Source organism: Streptomyces sp. NPDC002884 (assembly GCF_040295245.1).
Taxonomy (GTDB): domain Bacteria; phylum Actinomycetota; class Actinomycetes; order Streptomycetales; family Streptomycetaceae; genus Streptomyces.
This window is the reverse complement of sequence record NZ_JBEOVB010000005.1, coordinates 345,412-367,816: the sequence shown is the minus strand read 5'-3', so window position 1 is coordinate 367,816 and position 22,405 is coordinate 345,412. Positions and strand designations below refer to the sequence as shown.

The window sequence follows — 22,405 nt, the reverse complement described above, 5'->3', positions numbered from 1 at the left end:
CCCTCAGTACCCCACGTAGAACGTCGCGTCCTGCTTCTCGGTGGCCGTCGAGACCGGGTCGATGCGCAGTACGTAGTTCGCGTGGCGGATGTAGCGCGTCGGGTTGTTGTAGGAGCGGAACGACGCCCATCCGGAGTCCGCCAGACCGGCCGTGCGGTAGAAGGTCGCGTCTCCGGCGAAGGTCGATGTGCTGTCTTTGACGTCGAGTTGGAGCTGGTAGTTGTAGTGCCGCAGATACCGGGTGGGGTAGTTTACCGACTGGAAGGACACCCCGGAGCTGTCGGCCAGGCCGGGGACGAGCTTCCACTGCGAGTCGGTGTACAGGTCGAAGGGATACGTGTCGACGCGCCCGACGTAGTTGGCGTGGCGGACGTAACGGTCCGGATAGTTGTAGGACTTGAGCCTGTTCCAGGCCGGGGCGCCCCACTTGGCGACGAGGTTGCTGTACTGCGTGCTGGTGATCGTCGTGACGCCGCAGTGCTTGGAGTTCACCGGCTGGGTGTACGTCTTCTGGTCGAGCGCGGTCCAGGTGCCCGCGGACAGATCGGTGGACTGCCAGGCGTAGAAGACGCCGTTGGGCGTGTACGTGTCCCCCCACAGCCACCAGGTGCTGGAGGTGAGCGACTTGACGAGGGTCGGCGCCTCGGTGCCGCCGTGGGCGACCCCTGTGTTGAAGACCGTGAAGCTGCCGGGGTCCAGGGAGCTGGACCGCGCGCCCACCAGCGTCTGATCCTTCTTGAAGTAGAGGTAGTTGACGCCGTTCACCCCCACGGCCATGTCGCCGTCGATCACGTCGTAGCCAGGGTCGAAGAACACCTGCGGCGCCGAGGCGGTGACGAAGTCGGTGGTGTAGTTGACCATGATCACGTTGTGGCCGCTGTCGTTCACGGCGGAGTAGATGAGCGCGTACTGCCCCCGGCCCGCGTCCCAGAACGCTTCCGGCGCCCAGCTGTGGGTGTTCAGGTCGTGCAGCTTCAGTCGGTGGTAGCCGGTGAAGGTGCGCAGGTCGGTCGAGTTCCACACGTGCACGTACTGGCTGACGTAACTCCAGTCGGTGCCCTTGAGGTCGGTGGCTATCACCACGAAGGTGCCGTCCTGCTTGCGCAGGATGAACGGGTCGCGCAGCCCCAGCGCGCCCTCGGTGGGCGTGACGACGGGGTTGTTCTGGTTCAGCGGCATCCACTGCAACCCGTCCGTGCTGACGGCGAGGTGGAGGCCGTAGTCGGTGCCGGCGCCGAGGCTGGTCGATTCGGTGAAGTAGCCCATCACATAGGCCGAGTCGGCCGCGTGGGCGGACGGGACGCCGAGGGTGAGGGCCAGGGGGACGGACGCGGCCGCGCCCAGGACGAGGCGGCGGGAGGGGTTGGGGGTCATATGCGCTCCAGGGGTGCGGGGTGCCCTTTGATGCCGACCCATGGGTTCGAAATGTCGAACCAGGTTCGGTGAGTCGGTCAGAAGGTAGGGGCGTGCGGGGAACAGGTCAATCACCGGGACACGCTTGGCGGTTTTCCGCCTTGCACCTGTGCGCGGGCCATGGAAATTCCGGCGATATCGCCGGCCGTCCCGGCTAGTCTCGGCGACCGTGAACAGGAGACGGCAGAAGAAACTGACGAAGCGTCTGTTGTCGGCGGTGTTGTTCGGGGGTGGTCCCGAGGTCGACCTGCTGCTGCGGGCCGGTGCCGACCCCACGGCTGCCGATGTCCATGGGACAACCCCGTTGTACGAGGCCTGCGTTCAGGGATCCGCCGACGCCGCGCGCAGACTGCTCGAGGCCGGTGCGCCGCCCGACGCCGAGAGCGCGGGCCTGGGCGCCGAGGGAACCCCGCTGTGTGCGGCGGCCTGTTGGGGCCACCTCGACACGGTCCGCACCCTGCTCGCCCACGGCGCCGACCCCAACCTCCGCGAGGACCACGGCACCGGAATGACCCCACTGGAGTGGGCGGTCGCGGGACCGCACCCGGAAACGGTTGCCGCACTGCGAGCCGCGGGAGCCCACTGACCAAGTCCCGGGTATCCGGATACCGGGATACCCGGGAGGCCGGATACCCGGGAGGCCGGGAGCCGGGAGGGCGGCCAAGTGGGCGGCCAGGCAGGCGGTCGGGCGGCCAGGCGGGCGGCGAGGCGGTGGGGGCGCGTCGGGTGGTCGATCAGTGTGCCGGGCTCGACCGGAGTGCGACGTCTTCGATCAGGCGGTCGATCAGGGCGATCAGTACGTCCCGGCACGAGTCGCGGTCCCGTGCGTCGCACAGCAGCACGGGAACATGCGCCGGCAACGCCAGCGACTCCTTGATCTCCTCCGTCGGATACGGGTGCAACCCGTGGAAACCGTTTACCGCGACGACGAACGGGATGCCCCGGCGCTCGAAGAAGTCGATCGCGGCGAAGCTGGACTCCGGCCTCCGCACATCGATGATCACCACCGCCCCCAGGGCGCCGATCGCCAGGTCGTTCCACATGAACCAGAACCGCTGCTGGCCGGGCGTGCCGAAGAGGTACAGCACCAGGTCGCCGCCGATGGTGATCCGCCCGAAGTCCAGGGCCACGGTGGTGGACCGTTTCTCCTCGATGCCCTTCAGGTCGTCCACCTCGAGCCCGGCAATGGTCAGCGGTTCCTCCGTGCGCAGCGGCGCGATCTCGCTGACGGCCCCGACCATGGTGGTCTTCCCGACCCCGAATCCGCCGGCGATGAGGATCTTCACCGTGTCGGGTGCCGCGGCCGGCCCGGCGCTGAGGGCGGTGGGAGCGGTGGAATCAGATCCGGCCAAGGCCGTCCCTCACTTTCTCCAGCAGGTCGAGATCCGGGGTGCCGGTGACGGGGCGGGGCGGCCGGGCCGTGATCAGGCCCGCTTCCAGCAGGTCGCAGAGCATGATGACGACCACGCTCACCGGCAGGTCGAGATGGGCCGCGAGTTCCGCCACGGCGAGCGGCCGGGCGCACAACCGCAGGATGCGGGTGTGCTCCGGCTGCGGCCGCGCGGCCCGCTCGGGCGGCGGGTCGACCGCGGTCACCGTCGTGATGAGCGTGAAGTCGGCACGGCTGGGCCGGGTCCGGCCACCGGTGAGGGTGAACGGCCTGACGAGTCGGCCCGCTTCGTCGCCTCCGCTCACCTCACCCGCCGTTGGTGCGGACGGCGGGACCGACATGGGCCCGCGGTGCCGCGCTGAGGTGCTCGCCGATCTTCTTCACCAGCATGTTCATCTGGTACGCCACCACGCCCACGTCCGCGTTCTTCCCCGCCAGCACGACGAGATGGGCCCCCGGGCCGGCCGAGGTGAGGATCAGGTAGCTGTTGGCCATCTCGATGAGCGCCTGACGCACCGGGCCGCCGCGGAAATCCATGCTGACGCCCTTGCTGAGACTCATCAGGCCGGACGCGGTCGCCGCCAGCCGCTCGGCGTCCTCGCGCAGGAAACCGGTGGACTTGCTCACCACCAGCCCGTCCTCGGAGAGCACGACGGCCTGGTTCACGTCGGCCACCCGGTCCACGAGACCGGTGAGCAACTGGTCGAGCTGGGTGTTCGTGCCGGGGATGGAGCGTGTCATCGCGAAGTCCTTCATGAGCGGTCGGCGGGCGGTGTCGGGGTCTGGGAGGTGCCCGCGGCGCTGACCGGCGGGCCGGGTGCCTCCTCGGCGGATGTTTCCCGCGGGTCGTCGGGCGACAGGTCGGCGTCGGCGTGTGCTCGCAGCGTGCCTCGTTGGAAACCGGCGAGGGAAGAGGCGGCGCGCTCCGCGGTGAAGTCGTCCGGGAAACCGTCTTCCTCGACGGTTTCGGCGGCCGCGGAGTCCTCGCGCAACTCGGTGGCGAGGCTGGTCTGGGGGACCCTGCGGGGCAACGGGCTGAGACCCCCGGGCCGGGCGGCCGAACCCGGGGTCCGGGCCGCGGCGGTCGCCGCTCCGCGCGCCCGTACGCTTCCGCCGTCTGCCACGCCCGGCACACCGGTCGCGGTGACGGCCCCGGCGTCCGTGGCCGGGTGGCCCGTCGGGAGGGACGAGTCGCTCGTCGAGGACGCCACGTCCGCCGAGGACGGGGAGTCGGCCGGGCCGGGCGCCGGGTCGTCCGAGGCCGGTCGGCTGAGTGCCGGGTCCCACCTGCCGGCCGACGGCGACGCGGAGCCGGGCGCCGGAACGGAGGTGTCCCGTACCGGGAGGGGCGACGTGACCGGTTCGCTGTGTTCCGTGCCCGACCCGCTGTGCTCACGGGCCGCGTCCGGTGTGTCCCGGCCAGGGGACGCGAGGCCCGTCTCGGGGGAGGAGGAACGGGCGGTCGCCGGCTCGCCGGAGTCCTCCGCCGCCGCCGGGGCCGAAGGGCCGGGAGCCTCGCGGACCACGATGTCGTGCGGGACCAGCACGATCGCTGTTGTCCCGCCGTACGGTGACGAGCGCAGGGTGACGGCGATGCCGTGCCGGGTCGCGAGCCGGGCGATCACGAACATGCCCAGCCGCAGGTCGTCGGCGAGCGCCACCACGTCGAACTGCGGCGGGACCGCCAACTGCGCGTTGAACGAGTCGTAGTCCTCCTCGGACATGCCGAGGCCGCGGTCCTCGACCTCGATCGCCAAGCCCCTCGCCACCAGCGCGGCCCGAACGCCGACCGGGCTGGGCGCCGGCGAGTAGGAGGTCGCGTTGTCGATGAGCTCGGCGAGCAGATGGATCACGTCCGCCACGGCGGGCGGCGCGATGTACACGTCCTCCTCGGTGTGCACCTCGGCCCGCCGGTACTCGGCGACCTCTCCGACGGCGCTGCGCAGGATGTCGATCAGCGCCACCGGCTCCGTCCAGCTGCGGCCCGGCCGGCCACCGCTGATGATGACGAGGTTCTCCTCGTAGCGCCTCAACTGGCTTGCGGTGGAGTCCAGTTCGTAGAGACCGTTGAGGACGTCCGGGTCCTGGTGCCGCCGCTCCAGTGCGTCGAGCTTGCTGAGCTGGAGGTTGACCAGGTTCTGGCTCTGCCGGGCGATGCCCAGGATGACCTTCTGGAAGCCGCGCCGGGTGTCGGCGAGTTCGACCGCGGTGTGCACGGCGGTGCGCTGTGCCGTGTTGAACGCCGCCGCCACCTGGCCGAGTTCGTCGCCGCCGTAGTCCAGGGGAGGGGTCGCCGAGTCCACGTCGACCGTCTCGCCCCGGTCCAGCCGGGCCACGACGTCCGGGAGCCGTTCGTGCGCCAGACTCAGCGTGGCCATCCGCAGCCCGTGCAGCCGCCGGGACAGCGAGCGGGTGATACGCCAGGACATGCCGACGCACAGCAGCAGGGCGACGAGACCGCCGGCGCTGAGGGAGGCGGCCGTGATGAGCAGCTCGCGCGCCTCGTCCGCGCTGCGCTGGAGCAGCGCCGTGGTCTGCAGCCGGATCAGTCCCGAGTACTGGTCGGAGACCTCGATGAGCGCGGCACGCCACTGCTTCTGCAGGTCCGGCAACGCGATGTCACCGTTTTCGCTCTGTTTCGCGCGAGCCGCGAGCACCTTGTCCTCGACGGACTCCAGGATCTGCCACTGGTAGCTCGTCAGGATCTTCTCGGTCTGCGCCTTCGCCTCGCCGGTGAGCGAGGGGACGATCTGGTCCTGCACGAGCCAGCGCCGGGTGTTCACCAACTGGGCGAACTCCGCCCACGTCTTCTCGTCCATCCGCTGCCGGGGCCCGGCGAGCGTGAGCTGGAGGTCCTCCTCGGAGACCAGTTCGGCCGCGTGCTCCAGGGCGATGAGCGGTCCGGCCTGCGAGGTGAGGTCACCGTCGTCGACCTGGGACAGCTCCTGGAAGGCGTGGATCTGGTCGTCGATGATCGACGTGTACTGGTCCAGGGCCTGAGCGGCGGTGATGTCGACGGGGTCGTCCACCTGGCCCCGGTAGTACTCCAGGCTGCCCACGGAGGCGACGACCGAGTACATCCGCTCCCTGACGCGGTCGGACGCCTGCTGGATGTCGTCCGACCGGGCGACGAGCTTCGCGACCGCCGTGTCCGTCTTCTCGCGCTGTGCCTCCAGCGCGGCCCGGGAGCCGGCGGGCCGCGAGGCCAGCCACACGGCGGACAGGCTGCGTTCCTGCTGGAGCATGAGCGTCGCCTCGGTGCCCATGGCGCCGGTCGACCGGCTCAGTTCGGTCTGCGCGCGCAGCCGCAGCCCCTCCGCGAACATCTGGGTCGTCGTCACACCCCACATGGCGGCGAGGGTGACGCTGGGCACCAGCGCCAGCAGGATCAGGGAGAGACGTATGGAGCCGAGACGTCGGCGCCGGGCACCTGTCCGTGGAGACATAGTCGTCCTAGAGCGATCAGCGGGGGGGAGGGGGAGGAGAAGCGGGGGCGAGGGGGAGCGAGGGAGGGGAGGGGACGGCCCCGGTCAGCGGGTGCCGGCGGCGGCGAAGCGGGCGACTTCGGCGACGTTGGTCTTCGTGACGAACGCCGGGCCCGTCAGGACGGGCGCGGTGCCGCCCCCGCTGAGATTGCCGTTGGTCCTGTAGAGCCAGAGCCCGTCGACGGCCAAGTAGCCCTGAAGGTAAGGCTGCTGATCCACCGCGAACTGCACGCTGCCGTCACGCACCGCCGTGACCAGGTCCTTGTTCAGATCGAAGGTGGCGACCTTGGCCTTGCTGCCCGCCTTCTCGGTCGCCTGCACCGCGGCGAGGGCGAACTGCGCCCCGTTGGCGATGACTTCGTCGATGTCGGGTTCCTGCCGCAGGCGGGCCGTCACGGCGGCGGTCATGGCGTCCATGTCCGTTCCGTCGACGTAGAGCATCTCGGTCTCGCCGGTGAACGCCTTCTTCACGCCCGCGCAGCGCGCCTCCAGGGCGATGTTGCCCCGTTCGTGGATGACGCACAGGGCGTGCTGCGCGCCGAGGCCGTCGAGCTTGTCGCCGACGGCGCGGCCCGCGACGCTCTCGTCCTGGCCGAAGTACTCCAGGAGGCCCGCCGAACGCCAGGCGTCGATACCCGAGTTGAGGCCGACCACGGGTATGCCGGCCGCCTTGGCCCGGGCCACCGGACTCTTCATCGCCTGCGGTTTGGCGAGGGTCACCGCGATGCCGTCGACCCGGTCGCTGATCGCGTCCCGCACCAGTTCGGCCTGTCCGGCGGCGTCGGAGTCGCTGGCGTAGGTCAGATCGACGCCGTCCTTGGCGGCCGCGGCCTCGGCGCCCTTGCGCACCAGCTCCCAGAAGTCGTCGCCCTCGGCGCCGTGGGTGACCAGGGTGATCTTGATCCGGTCGCCCGAGCCGCCGGCCGCGTCCCTGTCCGAGCCGGAGGAGGTGGAGCCGGAACAGCCGGTCAGCAGGAGGAGGCAGCAGGCCGCGGCCAGGGCGGGGAGACGTACGGATCTGAGGGGAACGGAAGGGGAGGGAGCGGGGAGGGGAGTGTTCATGGGGGGCTGCACCTCGCTGTGCGGCAGAGCAGGGAGGACGGGCGAGCGCCGCCGGAGCGAGGGGTGTGCACCGGCGAGAGGCATTCGTTGGCTCGGAGCCAACCGTGTGTGACCGCTGGTAGTCAAGTGAGCAACCACATGGGGTGAGGAGCTGCTGCCGCATTGTGATCCGGGGCGGGGCGGCGAGGACGGAAGGGAGCATATCCGCAGCTCGGTTGACTGATCGTCAATCCGGTTGCCCGGCTCAGGGCTTGCGGGCCACCGCCCCGTACATCGCGATGTCCGCGTCGCGGACGACCTCCGTGCCGGTGCCGTCGGGACGCCAGCGGTGGACCTGGACGATGCCGGGGCCGATCAGGTCGAGGCCGGTGAAGAACTCCGCCGCCTCCGCCCGGGTGCGCAACCGCATCGGCATGCCGCGGGCCGCGTACTCACGGGCGACGCGGCCGACCTCCTCGGGCGCGAAGTCCGCGGTGCCGATGGACATCGCCAGGTGACTGCCCGAGGGCAGCGGGTCCAGCAGGCGGCGGACGATGCCGACGGCGTCGTGCTCGTCGAGCAGGAAGTGGACGATCGCGATCACGGTGAGGGCGACGGGCCGGCCCCGGTCCAGTGCCGTACGGAACTCCGGCGCCGCCAGGATGGCCGCCGGGTCGCGCATGTCGGCCTCCAGATAGGCCGTGCGGCCCTCGGGCGTGCTGCTCATCAGGTTCCGGGACAGGTCCAGGACGAGGGGGTCGTTGTCGACGTAGACGACCCGGGAGTCGGGGGCCGCCGCCTGGGCGATCTCATGGATGTTGGGGGAGGTGGGGATGCCGCTGCCGATGTCGAGGAACTGGCGTATCCCGGCCTCCCGGGCGAGATGGCGCACGGCGCGGTTCATGAAGTCGCGGTTGGCACGCATGTGGACGGGGAGCGCCGGCCACTCCCGGACCATCGCGTCGCCGGCCTCGCGATCCGCCGGGAAGTGGTCCTTGCCGCCGATGATGTAGTCGTAGATCCGAGCGGAGTGCGCGGTCCCGGTGTCGACCGCGCCGTTTTCGGTACCGGTTCCGGGTCCGTCACCGGTCAGTTCGGCGCTGTCCTTTTCGTTGCTGTCCATGGTCCCAACCTTCCACTTACGAGCACCGGTTGAGCCGGAAACGCGTTTCTGCGTCGGGTGGATCCGGGGTGGATCCAGGGTGGACCTCGGGCGGACCTCGGGCGGAGGGAACGCCGGCTCCACATCCACCTCTGTCGCCGATGCCGATGCCGATGCCGATGCCGATGCCGTGCCGGTGTCCGAGCGCGGACCGTGGCCGGGTGCGGCGCCGTGCCGGTGGTCCACGCCGCGGGCCCGAGCACGGCAACGGGAACCGCTGCCGTGGACGCCACCGCGAACCCGACGCAGACCATGACCGCCCCGACGGGGCCGGTTCAAACGACTGCTCGGGGCGAATGCCGCTGCCGCTCCTGCACACCGGACCCATCGCGTCGAACCCGTTGCGGTGGTCGTCCGCTGAACTCTGCGCGACAGCAGCCAAGTTGGCGCGCCGTCTCTTCGAATGACGTGCGGTGGCGGGGTGACGAAACCGGCGGGGCCGGGAGCGGCCCGCTGTGCGCAGGTCGTCCCGGCCCCGCCGGTGAAGTGACGTACGGCCGTGAGTGACGGCCGCGCGTCAGGTCCGCGAATGTCCGCGTGTCAGGCGGTCTTGCCCGCTCCGGGCAGTGGACCGTCCTGCCGGAGCGGATCTGCCGTCCGCTCCGTCCGCGTGTCCTTGCGCCGCTGCCGGCGGCTCGGGCGCGGCTCCTGGTCGGGCAGCCAGCCGAAGGACAGGCTGCTGCCCACCGCACCCATCAGGAGGCCGATGACGAAGCCGCCGATGTTGGAGGTGAGCCAGGTGCCCAGGGAGAGCAGGATGGCGATGATCGAGTAGAACAGCCGCTGGGTCGGGTTGAAGATGATCAGCAGACCGCAGAGCACCATCAGGGTGGGCAGGAGGTAACCCGCCAGGCCCTGCATACCCACATGAAGGATCACCGGGAGCGGCGCCTTCATGGTCACCAGGATCTCGGCGCCGCCCAGGACGAGCAGCACGCCGCCCGCGAAGGGCCGGTGGCCTCTCCACCCGCGGAAGCGGTCCCGCCACTGGGTGAAGGTCATTACTTGCAGCCCTCGCTGGAGAAGCTCATCTTCAGTCCGGGGAGCTTGAAGACGGCCGCGGTGGCCGCGTAGTTGTGCTGGTACAGGTGGTTGATGACGACCGTGTCCGCCTGCTGGCCGTAGACACCCGGGGGGCCCTGGATCGGGACCTTGTCGAAGGTGCTGGAGTCGCGGCCGATCTCGATGTTGTTGAACTCGGCGTCGCCCGAGATCTCGTCGGAGTCGATGGCCAGGTTCTTCACGCTCACCGGGGTGGATCCGCCGCCGGCCCTGAGGATCAGCTGGATGCCGCCGAGGTCGACGCTCTGGCACATGTTGGTGATCTTGCCGTTCTTCACGACCGAGGTGACGACCAGGACCTGGCCACCGGTGTCGCCCTGGTTGGGGCTGTTCTCGATCATGTTGTCCAGGCCGCCGAACTGCGCGAAGCCCTCACCGTCGAGCCTGTCGGCGGTGACCACGAACGGCATACCGGAGATCGCGAACTGCACGCCCAGGGCACCCTGCGCGGTCAGGACCGCGAGCCCCGCGGCGACGAAGGTGGCGGGCACCGCCATGACGGCGGCCCGGCGCAGCCGGACCCTGCCGCGTCTCGCTGTGGAACCGCTTTCAGGGTTCTCTGGGGTGTTGTCGGCGGACGAAGTGACGTCCGGGGACGAGGCCATGTCTGCTCCCATGCGCTTGGTCATGCGGGTTGGGCTTCAGTGGCACGTTGTCCTGGCGCGGACAGCGGCTGCCGCGCACGCCTCCTCGCAACTCCCGGAAATCGCAAGGGCTTTCTGGTTACGCAGCAGTAGCCGTCCAGGAAGTTACCGATGGTTACACCAGCCGGTCAAGGGAGATGTGGAAAAAGAGTGTTCATTATGTGCCGCCTGTGGGCCGCGCGCCCCGACTGGCTTTCGCATATATCTGTCGGACCATCAACTTCGTTCCAGAGCCTTGACGTTGACTGACCATCAGGTCTAGAACTCTCCCTGGCTCAGCCGGGATCCGTGGCGCCGGATCCGCAGCGCGGCGACATCGCCGCGCTCCCGGACGCTTTTCAGCCAGTACGGGCCACTCGGTCCCGAGCTCGATCCCTTCATGGCACCGGTACGGCCGCTTCCCCCCGCGGGCCGCGACCGGTCGCCCCTCCCGCCCGGCCCGACCGGAGTCACTCGCCAGTGCCTCCGGCCGGTCACCGGCCGGCCGCCGTTGCCGGTCCGTCACGTACGGAGAAGGCGTCACGGGCCGGCGACGGCGGACGCCGATCAGCGTCCCCTCCTGTTGCGACAAGCGACGCGCCGGTTCACCCCTCACCGACCCCCCACCGAGCACCCCCACCGATCAACCCCCCACCGATCGATCCCCCCCCAATAAAGCCCCACTTGAGAAAGAGGCACCCGCATGCTGCGCACCCGCTCCCTCCTCGCCCTCGCAGGTACTGTCGCCGCCCTCTCGCTCACCGCCGTCACCCCGGCTTCCGCGGCCGGCGCGGTGCTGACGACCGCCAACGGCGACGTCGCCGTCGGCGATGTCCTCAACGCCTCCCTCGCCAGCGGCACGGCCGCCACGCTGTACTCCAGCGCGACCGGCACCAGCGGCGTCTCCTGTGCCACGTCCGCGTTCAGCGCCACCGTCACGGACAACCCCACCGCGCCCGGCACCGCCACCGAGTCGCTCACCGCGCACACCTTCAGCAACTGCACCGCGAACGTCATCGGCGTGCTCGGCGTCACCAGCATCACGGTCAACAACCTGTCCTACACCACCAGCGTGGCCTCGGACGGCACGGTCACCGTGACTCCGCCGAGCGGTTCCACGATCCAGACCACGGTCGTGCTGCGCACCCTGCTGGGCAGCATCAACTGTGTCTACCAGGCGCCCAGCCTGACCGGCACGGCGAGCAACGCCGACAACAGCATCACCTTCACCAGCCAGGCGTTCGCCAAGTCGTCCGGCTCGTCGCTCTGCTTCGCGAACGGCTACTTCACCGCCAAGTACGCCCCGGTGACCGACGCGGGCGCGGCCGTCACCGTCAACTGAACACCGTCACCGTCAACCGAACACCGTCTGCGTGACTGATCGGCCGACGCACAACCGGACTCCGTGGCCACGGAGTTCAGCGCCGACGCAGGCGCACGACGAGGGCGGCGCCGCCGGTGAGCACCAACACCGCCGCGGCGCCGCCCGCCAGCATCGGCGCTGACGGCCCGGAGCCGGACCCGGCGGGGGACGCCACCGGGGTGCTCTCAGGGGTGGCCGCGGCGGCCCGGTCGGGTGCGGCGCCGGACGCGGTCGACACCGACGGAGCGGCGGACGGTGAGCCGGGCGTCGTGCTCGCGGACGCCACGGGCGTGGCCGAAGCGGGCGCCTTCGTCGTCGGGCTGCTCTCCGGCTTGCTTTGTGAAACCGCTTCCGGGAACACCACGTCCGAGCACGAGTAGTACGTGTCCGGCGTACTGCTGTTCTGCCAGATCGTGTAGAGCATCTGGCGTCCCGTCCGGTCGGCGGGCAGCTTCGCCGTGAGGTGGTAGGCGCCGTCCGTCAGCGCCGGGTCCTTGACCTCGGCGAACGGACTCGCCGGCAGATCGGACCAGGTGAGCGGCTTCGACGGGTCGTACCCCGGCTTCGTCAGATACAGCTTGAACGTGCCGGTGTGGGCGATCGTCGAGGCGTACGTCATGTGCAGCGTCCCGCCCGGGGTGAGCCGGGTCGACGGCCAGTCGGCGCGGGCGAGGTCGAGTCCCTTGTACGCGGACAGGCCGCCGCTGCACAGCTCCCCGTCGGGAATGGTCTGCCGGTCACGGCCGTTCACGTTCGCCACCCGCAGGTTGTCCCACGCGGCGAAAGAGGTGCCGTTGGCGTCGACGGCCGCCCGGCAGGCGGCGGTCCTCGCGTCGGCGCCGCCTTCGGGGGAACAGGCGAACACCCGGCTGACCGGATTCGTGGGGGCGCCGTGCGCCTGGGCCGGTCCGGCGGCCCACAGGCCCAGCAGGAGCGGGCTGACGGCGGCTGCCGCCAGGGCTGCGGTGCGGTGTGCGGTGGTGCGGGGCATCGGGGACGTCTCCTCGGCCTGCGCGGGAACGGTCTGCTGTGAGTACGGGAATCCGGTCCGGCGCGTTCAGCGCGCCGCTCGATGACTGTCGGGGACTGCCGGGCGCACGGACACGATCAAAACGGGCGTTCGCTGACCGATTGTGGTCGTCGAGGGTGCGTTTTTGGCTTGATCGAGGGTTTCCCCTGTATCCGGATGACTGATCCTTTGCCTATCGTTCCTGCACAGCCGACCCACAGGTAACCCCGATCGGGTCGGTTCCCGCGCCTGGCCGGCCTTTCGCGCTGCTCTTCGATGCACCCCCCGCCGCTTCCCCGCCGAAGCGAATCGACCGCCGCTCCGCCCTGTCCGGAGTCGGTTACGAAAGGCACGCCCTTGCGCACCTCCCCCGCCCTGAGACGGCAGCTGATATCCGTCGCCGCGGCCTCCGCGGCCCTGCTCACCGCCGCGTCGACCGCCTCGGCAGTCGCCGCCCAGGAAACCGTTTCCCAGGGTTCCGCCGTCCCCGCCGCCCAGACCGAGGCCGCGCCCGGCACCCCGGCCGAGCGCCTCATCGTCGGCTACAAGTCCGGTGCTGCCGAGGCGGGTTCGAACCCGGCCGCCGAGGCCGACGCCGCCGCCAAGGGCGAGCAGGCCGGTGAGGACGTCGACTTCCAGCGCCGTCTCGGCACCGGCGCCGCCCTGATCGACCTGGGTGACGACCTCACGAAGGCGGATGTCGCCGACGTCGTCGCCCGGTACCGGGCGGACCCGCAGGTCGCCTATGTCGTCCCGGACCGGCTGAACAAGCCGAAGGCCGACCCGAACGACACCGAGTACACCAAGCAGTGGGACCTCTTCGAGTCCACCGCCGGTATGAACGTGCCGGGCGCCTGGACCACGTCGACGGGCACCGGTGTCACCGTCGCCGTCATCGACACCGGTTACGTCGCGCACACCGACCTCGCCGCGAACATCGTCGGCGGCTACGACTTCATCGCCGACACCGCGGTCTCCGTGGACGGCGACGGCCGCGACAGCAACCCGGCCGACCCGGGCGACTACTACGCCGCCAACGAGTGCGGCTCCGGCATCCCGGCCGCCAACTCCTCCTGGCACGGCACCCACGTGGCCGGCACCATCGCCGCCGTCACGAACAACAACAAGGGTGTCGCGGGCATCGCGTACGGCGCGAAGATCTCCCCGGTCCGGGTGCTCGGCAAGTGCGGCGGTTACGACTCCGACATCATCGACGCGATCACCTGGGCGTCCGGCGGCACCGTTTCCGGTGTTCCCGCCAATTCCAACGTCGCCAAGGTCATCAACATGAGCCTGGGCGGCGACGGGGCCTGCACCTCGGCGACCCAGACCGCGATCACCGCCGCCGTGAACCGGGGTACGACCGTCGTGGTGGCCGCCGGCAACGAGAGCGACAACGTCGCGAACCACTCGCCGGGCAACTGCAACAACGTCATCTCGGTCGCGGCGACGAACCGCACCGGCGCCAAGGCGTCCTACTCCAACTACGGTTCCCTCGTGGACATCTCGGCGCCCGGCGGCCAGACCAGCACCGGCACCGCGAACGGCATCCTGTCCACCCTGAACTCCGGGACCAAGACGCCGTCGAGCGAGTCGTACGCCTACTACCAGGGCACCAGCATGGCCACCCCGCACATCGCGGGCCTGGTCGCGCTGGTCAAGTCGGCGAACTCCGCGCTGACCCCCGCGCAGATCGAGACGGCCATCAAGAACAACGCCCGTGCCCTGCCCGGCGCCTGCTCCGGTGGCTGCGGCGCGGGTCTGGCGGACGCGGCCAGGACGGTGCAGGCGGTGAGCGGCTCCGGCGGCTCCACGGGGGGCACCATCTTCTCCAACACGACCGCAGTCCCGATCCCGGACAACGGTTCCGCCGTCGAATCCTCGATCGCCGTCAGCGGCCGTACGGGCAACGCCCCGACCGCCCTTCAGGTCGGCGTCGACATCACCCACACCTACCGCGGCGACCTGGTGATCGACCTCGTCGCGCCCGACGGCACCGCCTACCGGCTGAAGGCGGCCAGTTCCTCGGACTCCGCCGACAACGTCAGCACCACCTACTCGGTGAACGCTTCCGGTGAGATTGCCAACGGCACCTGGAAGCTGCGTGTCCAGGACACCGCGGCGCAGGACACCGGCAGGCTCAACAGCTGGCAGTTGACCTTCTGAGGAAACGCGTTTCTCGTCGGGTGCGACGAGCGAACGGGCGGGTGGGCGGGTCGGCCGGTGTGGATGGACACCGGCCGGCCCGCCCTCTGTCTGTTTCTGTCTGTTTTCCGACGAGGCCGCGGGAGACCGTGGGATGCAGTCGGCTCCGGTGCAGTCGGCAAGCGCCGTTCAGCGGCAACGAGTTGCCTGTGTGTTTCCAGCCGTTTCCCCGGAAAACAAACCGGTCGCCTCGCACATGAACGCCGCCCGAAAGGTGTGCTCCGCAGGGTGCCGTGGGAACCTCGGTAGGCGGTTACACGTGTCGATCGAATGTTCCCGATCCCTGTCCTTCAGGTGCCCACAAGCGGAAACCGCGCACCCCGTCTCTTTTGATTACGTCTCGATTATGCCCCCGGTACGTTCTCTGTGGGAGGCTTCCGGTAGCAGGCCAGCAGGGGCGCACAAGTCGGCCGAGCGCAGGGGCTGTCGGCGGTCTTCACTCCCATGGCCAATACAGTCTTACCGTGAGCTATTGTGTACGGGGGGTAAGAAAAAACGGCATGACCCGTTCGTTACCGGCCCGGGAGAGTACCAGTCGATGGCGAGGCAGTTACGCGCCGAACAGACCCGCACGACGATCATCACGGCCGCCGCCGACCTGTTCGACCGGCACGGCTACGAGTCGACAAGCCTCAGTGACATCGTCGCGCACGCCCATGTCACCAAGGGCGCCCTCTACTTCCACTTCGCGGCGAAGGAGGATCTGGCCCACGCCATCATGGAGTTGCAGTCCTCGGCCTCGCGCCGGATCGCCGGTGAGATCGACGACCGGGGCTACGCCTCCCTCGAAGCCCTGATGCGCCTGACGTTCGCCCTGACCCGGCTGTCGGTCGAGGGGCCGATCACCCGGGCCGGCCTGCGGCTCGCCACGGGGGGAGTGGCGGTCCGGCCGCCCTTGCCGCATCCCTTCGTGGAGTTGCTGGACCTGATCTCCCGGCGGCTCGGCGGTGCGCTCAAGGAGTCCGACATCCATCCGGACGTCGACGTCGACGTCGTGGCGCACTCCCTGGTCTGCTTCTTCGTCGGCACCCGGGTCGTCGGCCGCTCCCGCGAACCCGCCGGCCGGCTGCCCCGCCGGATGGCCGAGATGTGGCACGTCCTCATCCGCGGCCTGGTACCGGTGCCGCGCCGACCGCGCTATCTCAGCCTCGCGGCCCGGCTGGAGCGGGAGATCATGGCGGTGGTGTGAGGGGCACGGGGCATCGATCCTCAGCTCGTGGCTCGTGGCTCGTGGCCCTCGGCCCGTCGCCGCCCCCGGTTCTTCGCGCCCGGAACCTGAGGCGAGGGGATCGGGGCGCGCGGTCGTGGTGCGGTGACGGTCGGCCCGAGCGGTGCGTCCCCGGGATACGGTGAGCCGCATGTCCGACACCCCCGCGCCGCCCGTGATCCTCGGCGACGAGCCAGGATCGTTCCCCCACAGCGTCCTGGCCGAACGGCATCCGGCGATCATCCGGCAGGTGCGGGAGGCGTTCCCCTACGGTCCCGACATCCACCGGAGGCTGGACGCGCTGCTCGACAGCTGCGCCAAGGGCGTGATCGAGCCGCTTTCGGTCACCGCGCCCGACCGGCAACGGTGGCGGAGCTGGGGCCTCGACACGTACGCCGGCCGATCCTGGTTCGACGTGCCGTGGCTGTGGTCGGAGAGCTATTTCTACCGTCAACTCCTTGACGCTGTCGGCTACTTCGGACCCGGCCCATGGCAGGGCATCGACCCGTTCCGCCCCTTCAAGCTCGCCGAGCTCGACGCACCCGAGACCGACGAGGAGTTGACCGCGCTCGACGCCCTCGGTGGCCGCCCGGTCGACGAGCGGGCCCGCGCGCTCCTGCACGGGTCCCTCTGGGGCAACCGCGCCGATCTCGGCTTCCGGCTGTCGGATGTCGAGGCGGAGGAGCGGGCCGCCGTGACGGGGCTGGTCGCCGACGACAGCGAGAGGCTGTGGTCGCTGCTGCCGGACACGTCCGCGGACGCAGATGCGGATGCGGATGCGGATGCAGGCACGGGAAACGGTTCCAACACCGGTTCCAGCACCGGTTTTGGCACCGGAACCGGTTCCGGCACCGGCACCGGTACGGGCGCCGGCACCCTGTGCCTGGTCGCCGACAACGCGGGACGGGAGCTGATCCCCGATCTCCTCCTGGCCGCCCATCTGCTGGCGCACGGGCGGTGCGACCGCGTCGTCCTGCACGTCAAGCCGTACCCCTATTACGTCTCCGACGCCACCACGGCCGATGTCGTCGACGCGCTCAGGAAGCTGACGGCCCCGCGAGGAGCGGCCGGCGAGCACGGTCGGCGACTCTGGGCGGCCATGGCCGACGGCACCCTCACGGTGCGCGCCCATCCGTTCTCCGCCGCCCCGCTGCCCTACTCCGCGATGCCGGACGACCTGCGGGCCGAGTTCGCGGCGGCCTCCCTGACGATCGTGAAGGGCGACCTCAACTACCGTCGTCTCGTGGGCGACAGCCGGTGGGACCCGACCACCCCGTTCGCCGAGGTCACCGCGTACTTCCCCGGCCCGGTCGCGGCCCTGCGCACCCTGAAGTCCGACGTGATCACCGGCCTCGACGCCGAGACCGAGGCCGCCCTGGTCGCCGCCGAGGGGCAGCGCTGGCGCACCGGGGGAACGCACGCGCTGATCCAGGTACGGGCGTGACGCCCACGGGGTGACCGGGACACGGTTTCCCGTCCGGTTCACGCGATGGTGTGATCATGTGCCGCCCCGCGGATGGCCGCGCGGACCCCCGGGTAGGGCCCGGCCATGACGCAACCGTTCGAACTCCCGCACTTCTACATGCCGCACCCCGCGCGCCTGAACCCGCACGTCGAGGAGGCGCGGACCCACTCGACGCAGTGGGCGCGCGACATGGGCATGCTGGAGGGGTCCGGGATCTGGGAGCAGGCCGACCTGGAGGCGCACGACTACGGCCTGCTCTGCGCCTACACCCACCCCGACTGCGACGGTCCCGCGCTGTCGCTGATCACCGACTGGTACGTGTGGGTGTTCTTCTTCGACGATCACTTCCTCGACATGTTCAAGCGCACCCCGGACCGGGCCGCGGGCAAGGCGCACCTGGACCGGCTGCCGCTGTTCATGCCGCTCGACCTGTCGACGCCCGTGCCCGAGCCCCGGAACCCGGTGGAGGCGGGTCTCGCCGACCTGTGGACGCGCACGGTGCCGGACATGTCGCAGGACTGGCGACGCCGCTTCGCCGTGGCGACGGAGCACCTGCTCAACGAGTCGATGTGGGAGCTGTCCAACATCAACGAGGGGCGGATCGCCAACCCCGTCGAGTACATCGAGATGCGGCGCAAGGTGGGCGGAGCGCCCTGGTCGGCGGGGCTCGTGGAGTACGCGACCGCCGAGGTCCCGGCCGGCGTCGCCGGGTCGAGGCCGCTCAGGGTGCTGATGGAGACCTTCTCCGACGCCGTGCACCTGCGCAACGACCTGTTCTCCTACCAGCGCGAGGTGGAGGACGAGGGAGAGAACAGCAACGGCGTGCTCGTCCTGGAGACGTTCTTCGGCTGCACCACCCAGGAGGCCGCCGACACCGTCAACGACATCCTCACCTCCCGCCTCCACCAGTTCGAGCACACCGCGTTCACCGAAGTGCCCGCGGTGGCCCTGGAGAAGGGCCTCACACCCGACGAGGTCCTCGCGGTCGCCGCCTACACCAAGGGCCTGCAGGACTGGCAGTCCGGCGGCCATGAATGGCACATGCGCTCCAGCCGCTACATGAACAAGGGCGCCACCTCCGGGGCGCCCTGGCAGAAGCTGACCGGCCCCGGCACCTCCGCCGCCGACGTCGGCGCACTGCTCGCCTCGGCCGCCTCCGAACGCCTGCGGGCGTACGCGCACGTGCCGCACCAGAAGGTCGGCCCGTCACTGCTGCCCGACTTCCACATGCCCTTCCAGGTGGAGTTGAGCCCGCACCTGGAGGCGTGCCGCCCGCGTCTGACGGCCTGGATGCACCGGATGGGCATGCTGGAGGAGGGCGTCTGGGACGAGGACAAACTCGCCGCCTACGACCTCCCGTTGTGCTCGGCCGGCCTCGACCCGGACGCCACCGCGGAGGAGCTCGACCTCAGCGCCGCGTGGCTTGCCTGGGGCACCTACGGCGACGACTACTACCCGCTGGTCTTCGGCATCCGTCGTGACCTGGCGGCCGCCCGCCTGACCACGGCCCGGCTGTCCGCCTGTATGCCCGTCGACGGCGAGGAGGCGCCCGTCGTCCCCGTCAACGGAATGGAACGGGGCCTGGTCGACCTGTGGGCGCGCACCACCGCGGACATGACCGCCGACCAGCGGCGCACCTTGCGCGACGCCGTCGACGTCATGACCGAGAGCTGGGTGTGGGAGCTGTCCAACCAGCTCCAGAACCGTGTCCCCGACCCGGTCGACTACCTGGAGATGCGCCGCGCCACCTTCGGCTCCGACCTCACGCTGAGCCTGTGCCGCATGGGGCAGGGACCGGCCGTCCCGCCGGAGCTCTACCGCAGCGGTGTCGTCCGCTCGCTGGAGAACGCCGCCGTGGACTACGCGTGCCTCACCAACGACGTCTTCTCGTACCAGAAGGAGATCGAGTACGAGGGCGAGATGCACAACGCGATCCTCGTCGTGCAGCACTTCTTCGGCTGCGACTACCCGACCGCGCTCGGCATCGTCCATGACCTGATGACCCAGCGCATGCAGCAGTTCGAGCATGTCGTGGCGCACGAACTACCGGTCCTCTACGACGACTTCGATCTCCCGCCCGAGGCGCGCGAGGCGATGGGGCACTACGTCGCCGACCTTCGGAACTGGCTGGCGGGCATCCTGCACTGGCACCGCGAGGTCGACCGCTACAAGTCCGCGTACCTGGCCCGCCGCACCCACGGCTTCCTGCCGGACTCCGCGCCGCCGGTCCCCCCGTCGCACCTGTCGGTCTCCGCGCTCTCCTACAGCTGACGCTCCTTGCGGGAGGCGTGCCCGACCGCGGCTCGCGCCAGTGCCCGGACGATCGGGTGCGGGCGCGAGCCGTCGCCGGACAGCTCCGGCTGGAAGAGGGAGGCGAGGAAGAAGGGGTGGCCCGGCAGCTCGGCGATCCGGACCTGGCCGTTCTCGTCGTGGCCGGAGAAACGCAGGCCGTGGGCGCGCAGGGTGTCGAGGTGGCGGGAGGGGCCGTAGGCGCAGAAGTAGCGCTCGACCGTGCGCTCCGAGCCGATCACGGACTGGGCGAGCGATCCCGGCGCGATCGTCACGACGCCCTCGTGGCCCACGAGTGAACAGGCCAGGGGCTCGATGAGCAGGTCGTCCGCCCCGGGGTCGTTCTCGGCGTGCGCCGCGCGCGACAGTCCGCAGACGTCGCGGGCGTACTCCAGGAGGGCGTGCTGGAAGCCGCCGCAGGTGCCGAGGAACGGAATGCCGTCCTCGCGTGCCGTGCGGATCGCGGACAGGACGCCCGCCTCGCTGCGGTAGGGGCTGCCCGGCACCACCCACACCGCGTCGAATCCACGCACCGCGCCCTCCGCCTCGGCCTCCTCGGAGGGGATCCAGTAGGCGTCCAGGACGAGACGGTCCCGGGCGGCGAGCGCGTCCAGCAGGAGTGGGACGCGGGTGTGCGAGACGACGTTCGGGGAGCGGTCGCCGACCAGGGCGATCTTGGCGATCTTGGCGATCTTGGCGATCTGAGCGGTGGTGTCGGTCATGCCGTTCATCCTGGGACGGCCCAGACTTCACGTCCAACGATGATTCCTGCACCCTCGATAAGCAGAGCTGATGCCGCCTGCGGGATCCTGGCCGCATGGATCCGCATCTGCTGCGCACCTACGTCACTGTCGCGCGCCTCGCCTCGTTCTCCGAGGCCGCCCGGGAACTCGGCTACACCCAGTCCGCCGTCTCCCAGCACATCGCGGCCCTCGAACAGGACCTCGGCGCGCCGCTGCTCACCCGCCGGCCCGTCCTCCCCACAGCCGTGGGCGAGCGGCTGCTCGAACACGCGGGACCGCTGCTGCTGCGCCTGGACGCGGCCCGCGCGGACGTCGTCCGGATCGTCTCGGCGCCCTCGCACGGACTCACCCTGGCCGGCTCGCCGACCGCCCTCGGTCCGGCCGCCCTCGCCGCGCTCCCGGCCGCCGGTGTGACGCTGCGGGTGCTCGGCCGCGACGCCGTCTGCGCCGCCGTCGCCGACGGCACGGCCGACGTGGGCCTCGTCGACGGTCTGGCCGCGCCCAGCGATCCGCTCCGGCTGCCCGACGTCGCGCCGCTGACCACGTACGGCGTCGGCGAGGAGCCGGTCCGCGTCCTGCTGCCCGCCGGCCATCCGCTGGCCCGGCGCAGCGGGCTGCGCCTCGGCGACCTCGCCGACGCCCGCTGGCTGGACGCCCCCGACGCCGGGCTGCCGCTGCCCCAGCTGCGGGCCGCGAACGGCGGCCACGGCTTCCGTCCGGCCCTGCGCTACGACGGCACCGACCTGCGCGCCCTGACGGCCCTGGTGGCCGCCGGCCACGGTCTCGCCCTGCTGCCCCGCTCGGTGGCGGCCGAGGTGCCGGGCACGGCAGCCGTCCCGGTCACCGGGCCCCGGGTCGTACACCGGATCGAACTCGTGTACGCGGGTGCGCCGTCGGGTGCGGCACGGACGCTGGTGGAGGCGCTGTCCACCCGCCCGTGACCCGCGCCCCGCCCGTGACCTGCGGCGCGGCCGACCCGTACCGCTCCTGACCCGGGGTCAGTCTCACTCGTTCGTGGCTCGTGGTGCGCCGGTGCGCCGGGTAGAGCACCAGCCGGAGGCGATCCATGGAACAGACAGCGTTGCGACCCAAGCCCCTCCCCGGTTCCGACCCCGATGGCGGTGCCGGGGCGGCCGGCGGCGCCGGGCCGGGCGGCCAGGGCCGGCGCCCGCACGCCGCGCGCCGCCGCGGCCGACGGCTGACGACCCTGCTGTTCGGCCTGTTCGCCGGCACCGTCCTGGTCCTGTCCGGCGTCGGACTCGGCACCGTCGGGGCGACGGTGATCGGCATGAGCAGACTGGCCGAGCTCCAGCGGCAGGCGGGGCCGGGCGGGCCGGACGACCCGGCGGGCGTCGCGTCCGCCCCGGGCAGGCCGAGCCCGGCCGCGCCGGCCGCGTCGGACGGTCCGGCCGGGTCGGCCGGGTCGGCCGCCGCGTCGCGGCGCGCGCCGGCCGCCACCCTGGGTCTGGAGGCCGTGGACGCGCAGAAGACGGGCGCCGAGATCGTCGCCGTCCACATCCCGGGCCCCGGCTGCACGGCGGGCCTGGTCCGCGGTGACGTCCTGCTGAGGTTCGGCGGCACCAGGATCGGCTCGGCGACGGACCTCGCCCGGGCGGTCGACGAGACCCGCCCCGGCGAGGAGATCGAGCTGACGGTGCGTCATCGCGGCGGCGGATACGGGAGGTTGACGGTCACCCCCGGCGTCGTCACCTGAGCGGGGCGCGACGTGGTCGCCCGGACTGCCGGACCGCCGGAGCGCCGGCGCCGGGCCGTCGCCGCCGCCGGGGAGGCCGCTGGTCTCCGGCGGTGTCCTGCTGCTTCCGGGCCTGCGCATGGCCCCGGACGGCCGACCCGGGCCGGTCACCCGCCCGAAAACCGTGTCGACCGGCTCGCGCGACCCCCGCCGTACGGGCAGGATGCTGCCCGTGGACATCACGTCCGCCGCACC

Annotated in this window: 19 protein-coding genes; 8 read left to right on the top strand and 11 right to left on the bottom strand. The window is 70.8% G+C overall.

Annotation, left to right across the window (positions count from 1 at the left end):
* Positions 1 to 3: 3 nt before the first annotated feature.
* Positions 4 to 1,374, bottom strand: coding sequence for a glycoside hydrolase family 43 protein (locus ABT070_RS13960; protein ID WP_351759253.1), 1,371 nt, complete (start codon positions 1,372 to 1,374; stop codon positions 4 to 6).
* A gap of 208 nt (positions 1,375 to 1,582) precedes the next feature.
* Here ABT070_RS13960 and ABT070_RS13955 point away from each other — a divergent pair, with 208 nt between their 5' ends.
* Positions 1,583 to 1,999 (top strand): ankyrin repeat domain-containing protein, encoded by a 417-nt coding sequence (locus tag ABT070_RS13955; protein WP_351759250.1) that lies wholly within the window; start codon positions 1,583 to 1,585, stop codon positions 1,997 to 1,999.
* A 148-nt stretch (positions 2,000 to 2,147) separates the two neighbouring features.
* On the opposite strand, the gene ABT070_RS13950 is transcribed toward ABT070_RS13955, so the two are convergent.
* From ABT070_RS13950 to ABT070_RS13915, 8 genes are all read right to left on the bottom strand, one after another.
* On the bottom strand, positions 2,148 to 2,765 hold the full coding sequence (locus ABT070_RS13950) for a GTP-binding protein (protein WP_351759248.1): 618 nt from the start codon (positions 2,763 to 2,765) through the stop codon (positions 2,148 to 2,150).
* Entirely contained in the window at positions 2,752 to 3,108 is a 357-nt protein-coding gene (locus tag ABT070_RS13945) for a DUF742 domain-containing protein (RefSeq protein ID WP_351759245.1), read from the bottom strand. Before ABT070_RS13945 ends, ABT070_RS13950 begins: the two co-directional genes overlap by 14 nt.
* Position 3,109: 1 nt before the next feature.
* A complete protein-coding gene (locus ABT070_RS13940) occupies positions 3,110 to 3,544 on the bottom strand; it encodes a roadblock/LC7 domain-containing protein (RefSeq protein WP_020125285.1) in 435 nt (144 codons plus the stop codon).
* Positions 3,545 to 3,555: 11 nt separating this feature from the next.
* A complete protein-coding gene (locus ABT070_RS13935; protein WP_351759242.1) occupies positions 3,556 to 6,249 on the bottom strand; it encodes a sensor histidine kinase in 2,694 nt (897 codons plus the stop codon).
* A gap of 84 nt (positions 6,250 to 6,333) precedes the next feature.
* Positions 6,334 to 7,350, bottom strand: a complete 1,017-nt coding sequence (locus ABT070_RS13930) for a substrate-binding domain-containing protein (protein WP_351759239.1) — start codon at positions 7,348 to 7,350, stop codon at positions 6,334 to 6,336.
* A gap of 244 nt (positions 7,351 to 7,594) precedes the next feature.
* The gene (locus ABT070_RS13925) at positions 7,595 to 8,452 is read right to left on the bottom strand and encodes an SAM-dependent methyltransferase (protein ID WP_351759237.1); all 858 of its coding nucleotides are present in this window, start codon (positions 8,450 to 8,452) and stop codon (positions 7,595 to 7,597) included.
* Positions 8,453 to 9,031: 579 nt separating this feature from the next.
* Positions 9,032 to 9,493, bottom strand: a complete 462-nt coding sequence (locus ABT070_RS13920) for a DUF6114 domain-containing protein (RefSeq protein WP_351759234.1) — start codon at positions 9,491 to 9,493, stop codon at positions 9,032 to 9,034.
* A complete protein-coding gene (locus ABT070_RS13915) occupies positions 9,493 to 10,158 on the bottom strand; it encodes a DUF6230 family protein (RefSeq protein WP_351759647.1) in 666 nt (221 codons plus the stop codon). Before ABT070_RS13915 ends, ABT070_RS13920 begins: the two co-directional genes overlap by 1 nt.
* Positions 10,159 to 10,882: 724 nt before the next feature.
* Here ABT070_RS13915 and ABT070_RS13910 point away from each other — a divergent pair.
* Positions 10,883 to 11,518, top strand: a complete 636-nt coding sequence (locus ABT070_RS13910) for a Tat pathway signal sequence domain protein (RefSeq protein ID WP_351759646.1) — start codon at positions 10,883 to 10,885, stop codon at positions 11,516 to 11,518.
* Positions 11,519 to 11,594: 76 nt separating this feature from the next.
* Here the strand turns inward: ABT070_RS13910 and ABT070_RS13905 are convergent, their stop codons facing one another.
* Positions 11,595 to 12,530: a lytic polysaccharide monooxygenase gene (locus ABT070_RS13905; RefSeq protein WP_351759231.1), complete on the bottom strand. Its 936-nt coding sequence runs from the start codon at positions 12,528 to 12,530 to the stop codon at positions 11,595 to 11,597.
* A gap of 375 nt (positions 12,531 to 12,905) precedes the next feature.
* Here ABT070_RS13905 and ABT070_RS13900 point away from each other — a divergent pair, with 375 nt between their 5' ends.
* From ABT070_RS13900 to cyc2, 4 genes are all read left to right on the top strand, one after another.
* On the top strand, positions 12,906 to 14,714 hold the full coding sequence (locus ABT070_RS13900; protein WP_351759229.1) for a S8 family peptidase: 1,809 nt from the start codon (positions 12,906 to 12,908) through the stop codon (positions 14,712 to 14,714).
* A 577-nt stretch (positions 14,715 to 15,291) separates the two neighbouring features.
* Complete coding sequence (locus ABT070_RS13895; RefSeq protein WP_351759226.1) at positions 15,292 to 15,942, top strand: ScbR family autoregulator-binding transcription factor; 651 nt, start codon at positions 15,292 to 15,294, stop codon at positions 15,940 to 15,942.
* A 169-nt stretch (positions 15,943 to 16,111) separates the two neighbouring features.
* Positions 16,112 to 17,404 (top strand): damage-control phosphatase ARMT1 family protein, encoded by a 1,293-nt coding sequence (locus ABT070_RS13890; protein WP_351759219.1) that lies wholly within the window; start codon positions 16,112 to 16,114, stop codon positions 17,402 to 17,404.
* Positions 17,405 to 17,509: 105 nt separating this feature from the next.
* On the top strand, positions 17,510 to 19,696 hold the full coding sequence (gene cyc2, locus ABT070_RS13885; protein WP_351759216.1) for a germacradienol/geosmin synthase Cyc2: 2,187 nt from the start codon (positions 17,510 to 17,512) through the stop codon (positions 19,694 to 19,696).
* On the opposite strand, the gene ABT070_RS13880 is transcribed toward cyc2, so the two are convergent.
* Positions 19,687 to 20,436, bottom strand: a complete 750-nt coding sequence (locus ABT070_RS13880) for a CTP synthase C-terminal region-related (seleno)protein (RefSeq protein WP_351759214.1) — start codon at positions 20,434 to 20,436, stop codon at positions 19,687 to 19,689. The two genes, cyc2 and ABT070_RS13880, sit on opposite strands and share 10 nt — an antisense overlap.
* Positions 20,437 to 20,531: 95 nt before the next feature.
* On the opposite strand from ABT070_RS13880, the gene ABT070_RS13875 reads away from it, so the two are divergent.
* The gene (locus tag ABT070_RS13875) at positions 20,532 to 21,398 is read left to right on the top strand and encodes a LysR family transcriptional regulator (protein ID WP_351759211.1); all 867 of its coding nucleotides are present in this window, start codon (positions 20,532 to 20,534) and stop codon (positions 21,396 to 21,398) included.
* A 125-nt stretch (positions 21,399 to 21,523) separates the two neighbouring features.
* Positions 21,524 to 22,171, top strand: coding sequence for a PDZ domain-containing protein (locus ABT070_RS13870; protein ID WP_351759209.1), 648 nt, complete (start codon positions 21,524 to 21,526; stop codon positions 22,169 to 22,171).
* The last annotated feature ends 234 nt before the right edge of the window (positions 22,172 to 22,405 follow it).

Coding starts and splice junctions, on each gene's coding strand:
- ABT070_RS13960 (WP_351759253.1), bottom strand. CDS start 1,374: ATGACCCCCAACCCCTCCCGCCGCCTCGTCCTGGGCGCGGCCGCGTCC.
- ABT070_RS13940 (WP_020125285.1), bottom strand. CDS start 3,544: ATGACACGCTCCATCCCCGGCACGAACACCCAGCTCGACCAGTTGCTC.
- ABT070_RS13935 (WP_351759242.1), bottom strand. CDS start 6,249: ATGTCTCCACGGACAGGTGCCCGGCGCCGACGTCTCGGCTCCATACGT.
- ABT070_RS13930 (WP_351759239.1), bottom strand. CDS start 7,350: ATGAACACTCCCCTCCCCGCTCCCTCCCCTTCCGTTCCCCTCAGATCC.
- ABT070_RS13925 (WP_351759237.1), bottom strand. CDS start 8,452: ATGGACAGCAACGAAAAGGACAGCGCCGAACTGACCGGTGACGGACCC.
- ABT070_RS13920 (WP_351759234.1), bottom strand. CDS start 9,493: ATGACCTTCACCCAGTGGCGGGACCGCTTCCGCGGGTGGAGAGGCCAC.
- ABT070_RS13915 (WP_351759647.1), bottom strand. CDS start 10,158: ATGGCCTCGTCCCCGGACGTCACTTCGTCCGCCGACAACACCCCAGAG.
- ABT070_RS13905 (WP_351759231.1), bottom strand. CDS start 12,530: ATGCCCCGCACCACCGCACACCGCACCGCAGCCCTGGCGGCAGCCGCC.
- ABT070_RS13895 (WP_351759226.1), top strand. CDS start 15,292: ATGGCGAGGCAGTTACGCGCCGAACAGACCCGCACGACGATCATCACG.
- ABT070_RS13890 (WP_351759219.1), top strand. CDS start 16,112: ATGTCCGACACCCCCGCGCCGCCCGTGATCCTCGGCGACGAGCCAGGA.
- cyc2 (WP_351759216.1), top strand. CDS start 17,510: ATGACGCAACCGTTCGAACTCCCGCACTTCTACATGCCGCACCCCGCG.
- ABT070_RS13880 (WP_351759214.1), bottom strand. CDS start 20,436: ATGACCGACACCACCGCTCAGATCGCCAAGATCGCCAAGATCGCCAAG.
- ABT070_RS13875 (WP_351759211.1), top strand. CDS start 20,532: ATGGATCCGCATCTGCTGCGCACCTACGTCACTGTCGCGCGCCTCGCC.
- ABT070_RS13870 (WP_351759209.1), top strand. CDS start 21,524: ATGGAACAGACAGCGTTGCGACCCAAGCCCCTCCCCGGTTCCGACCCC.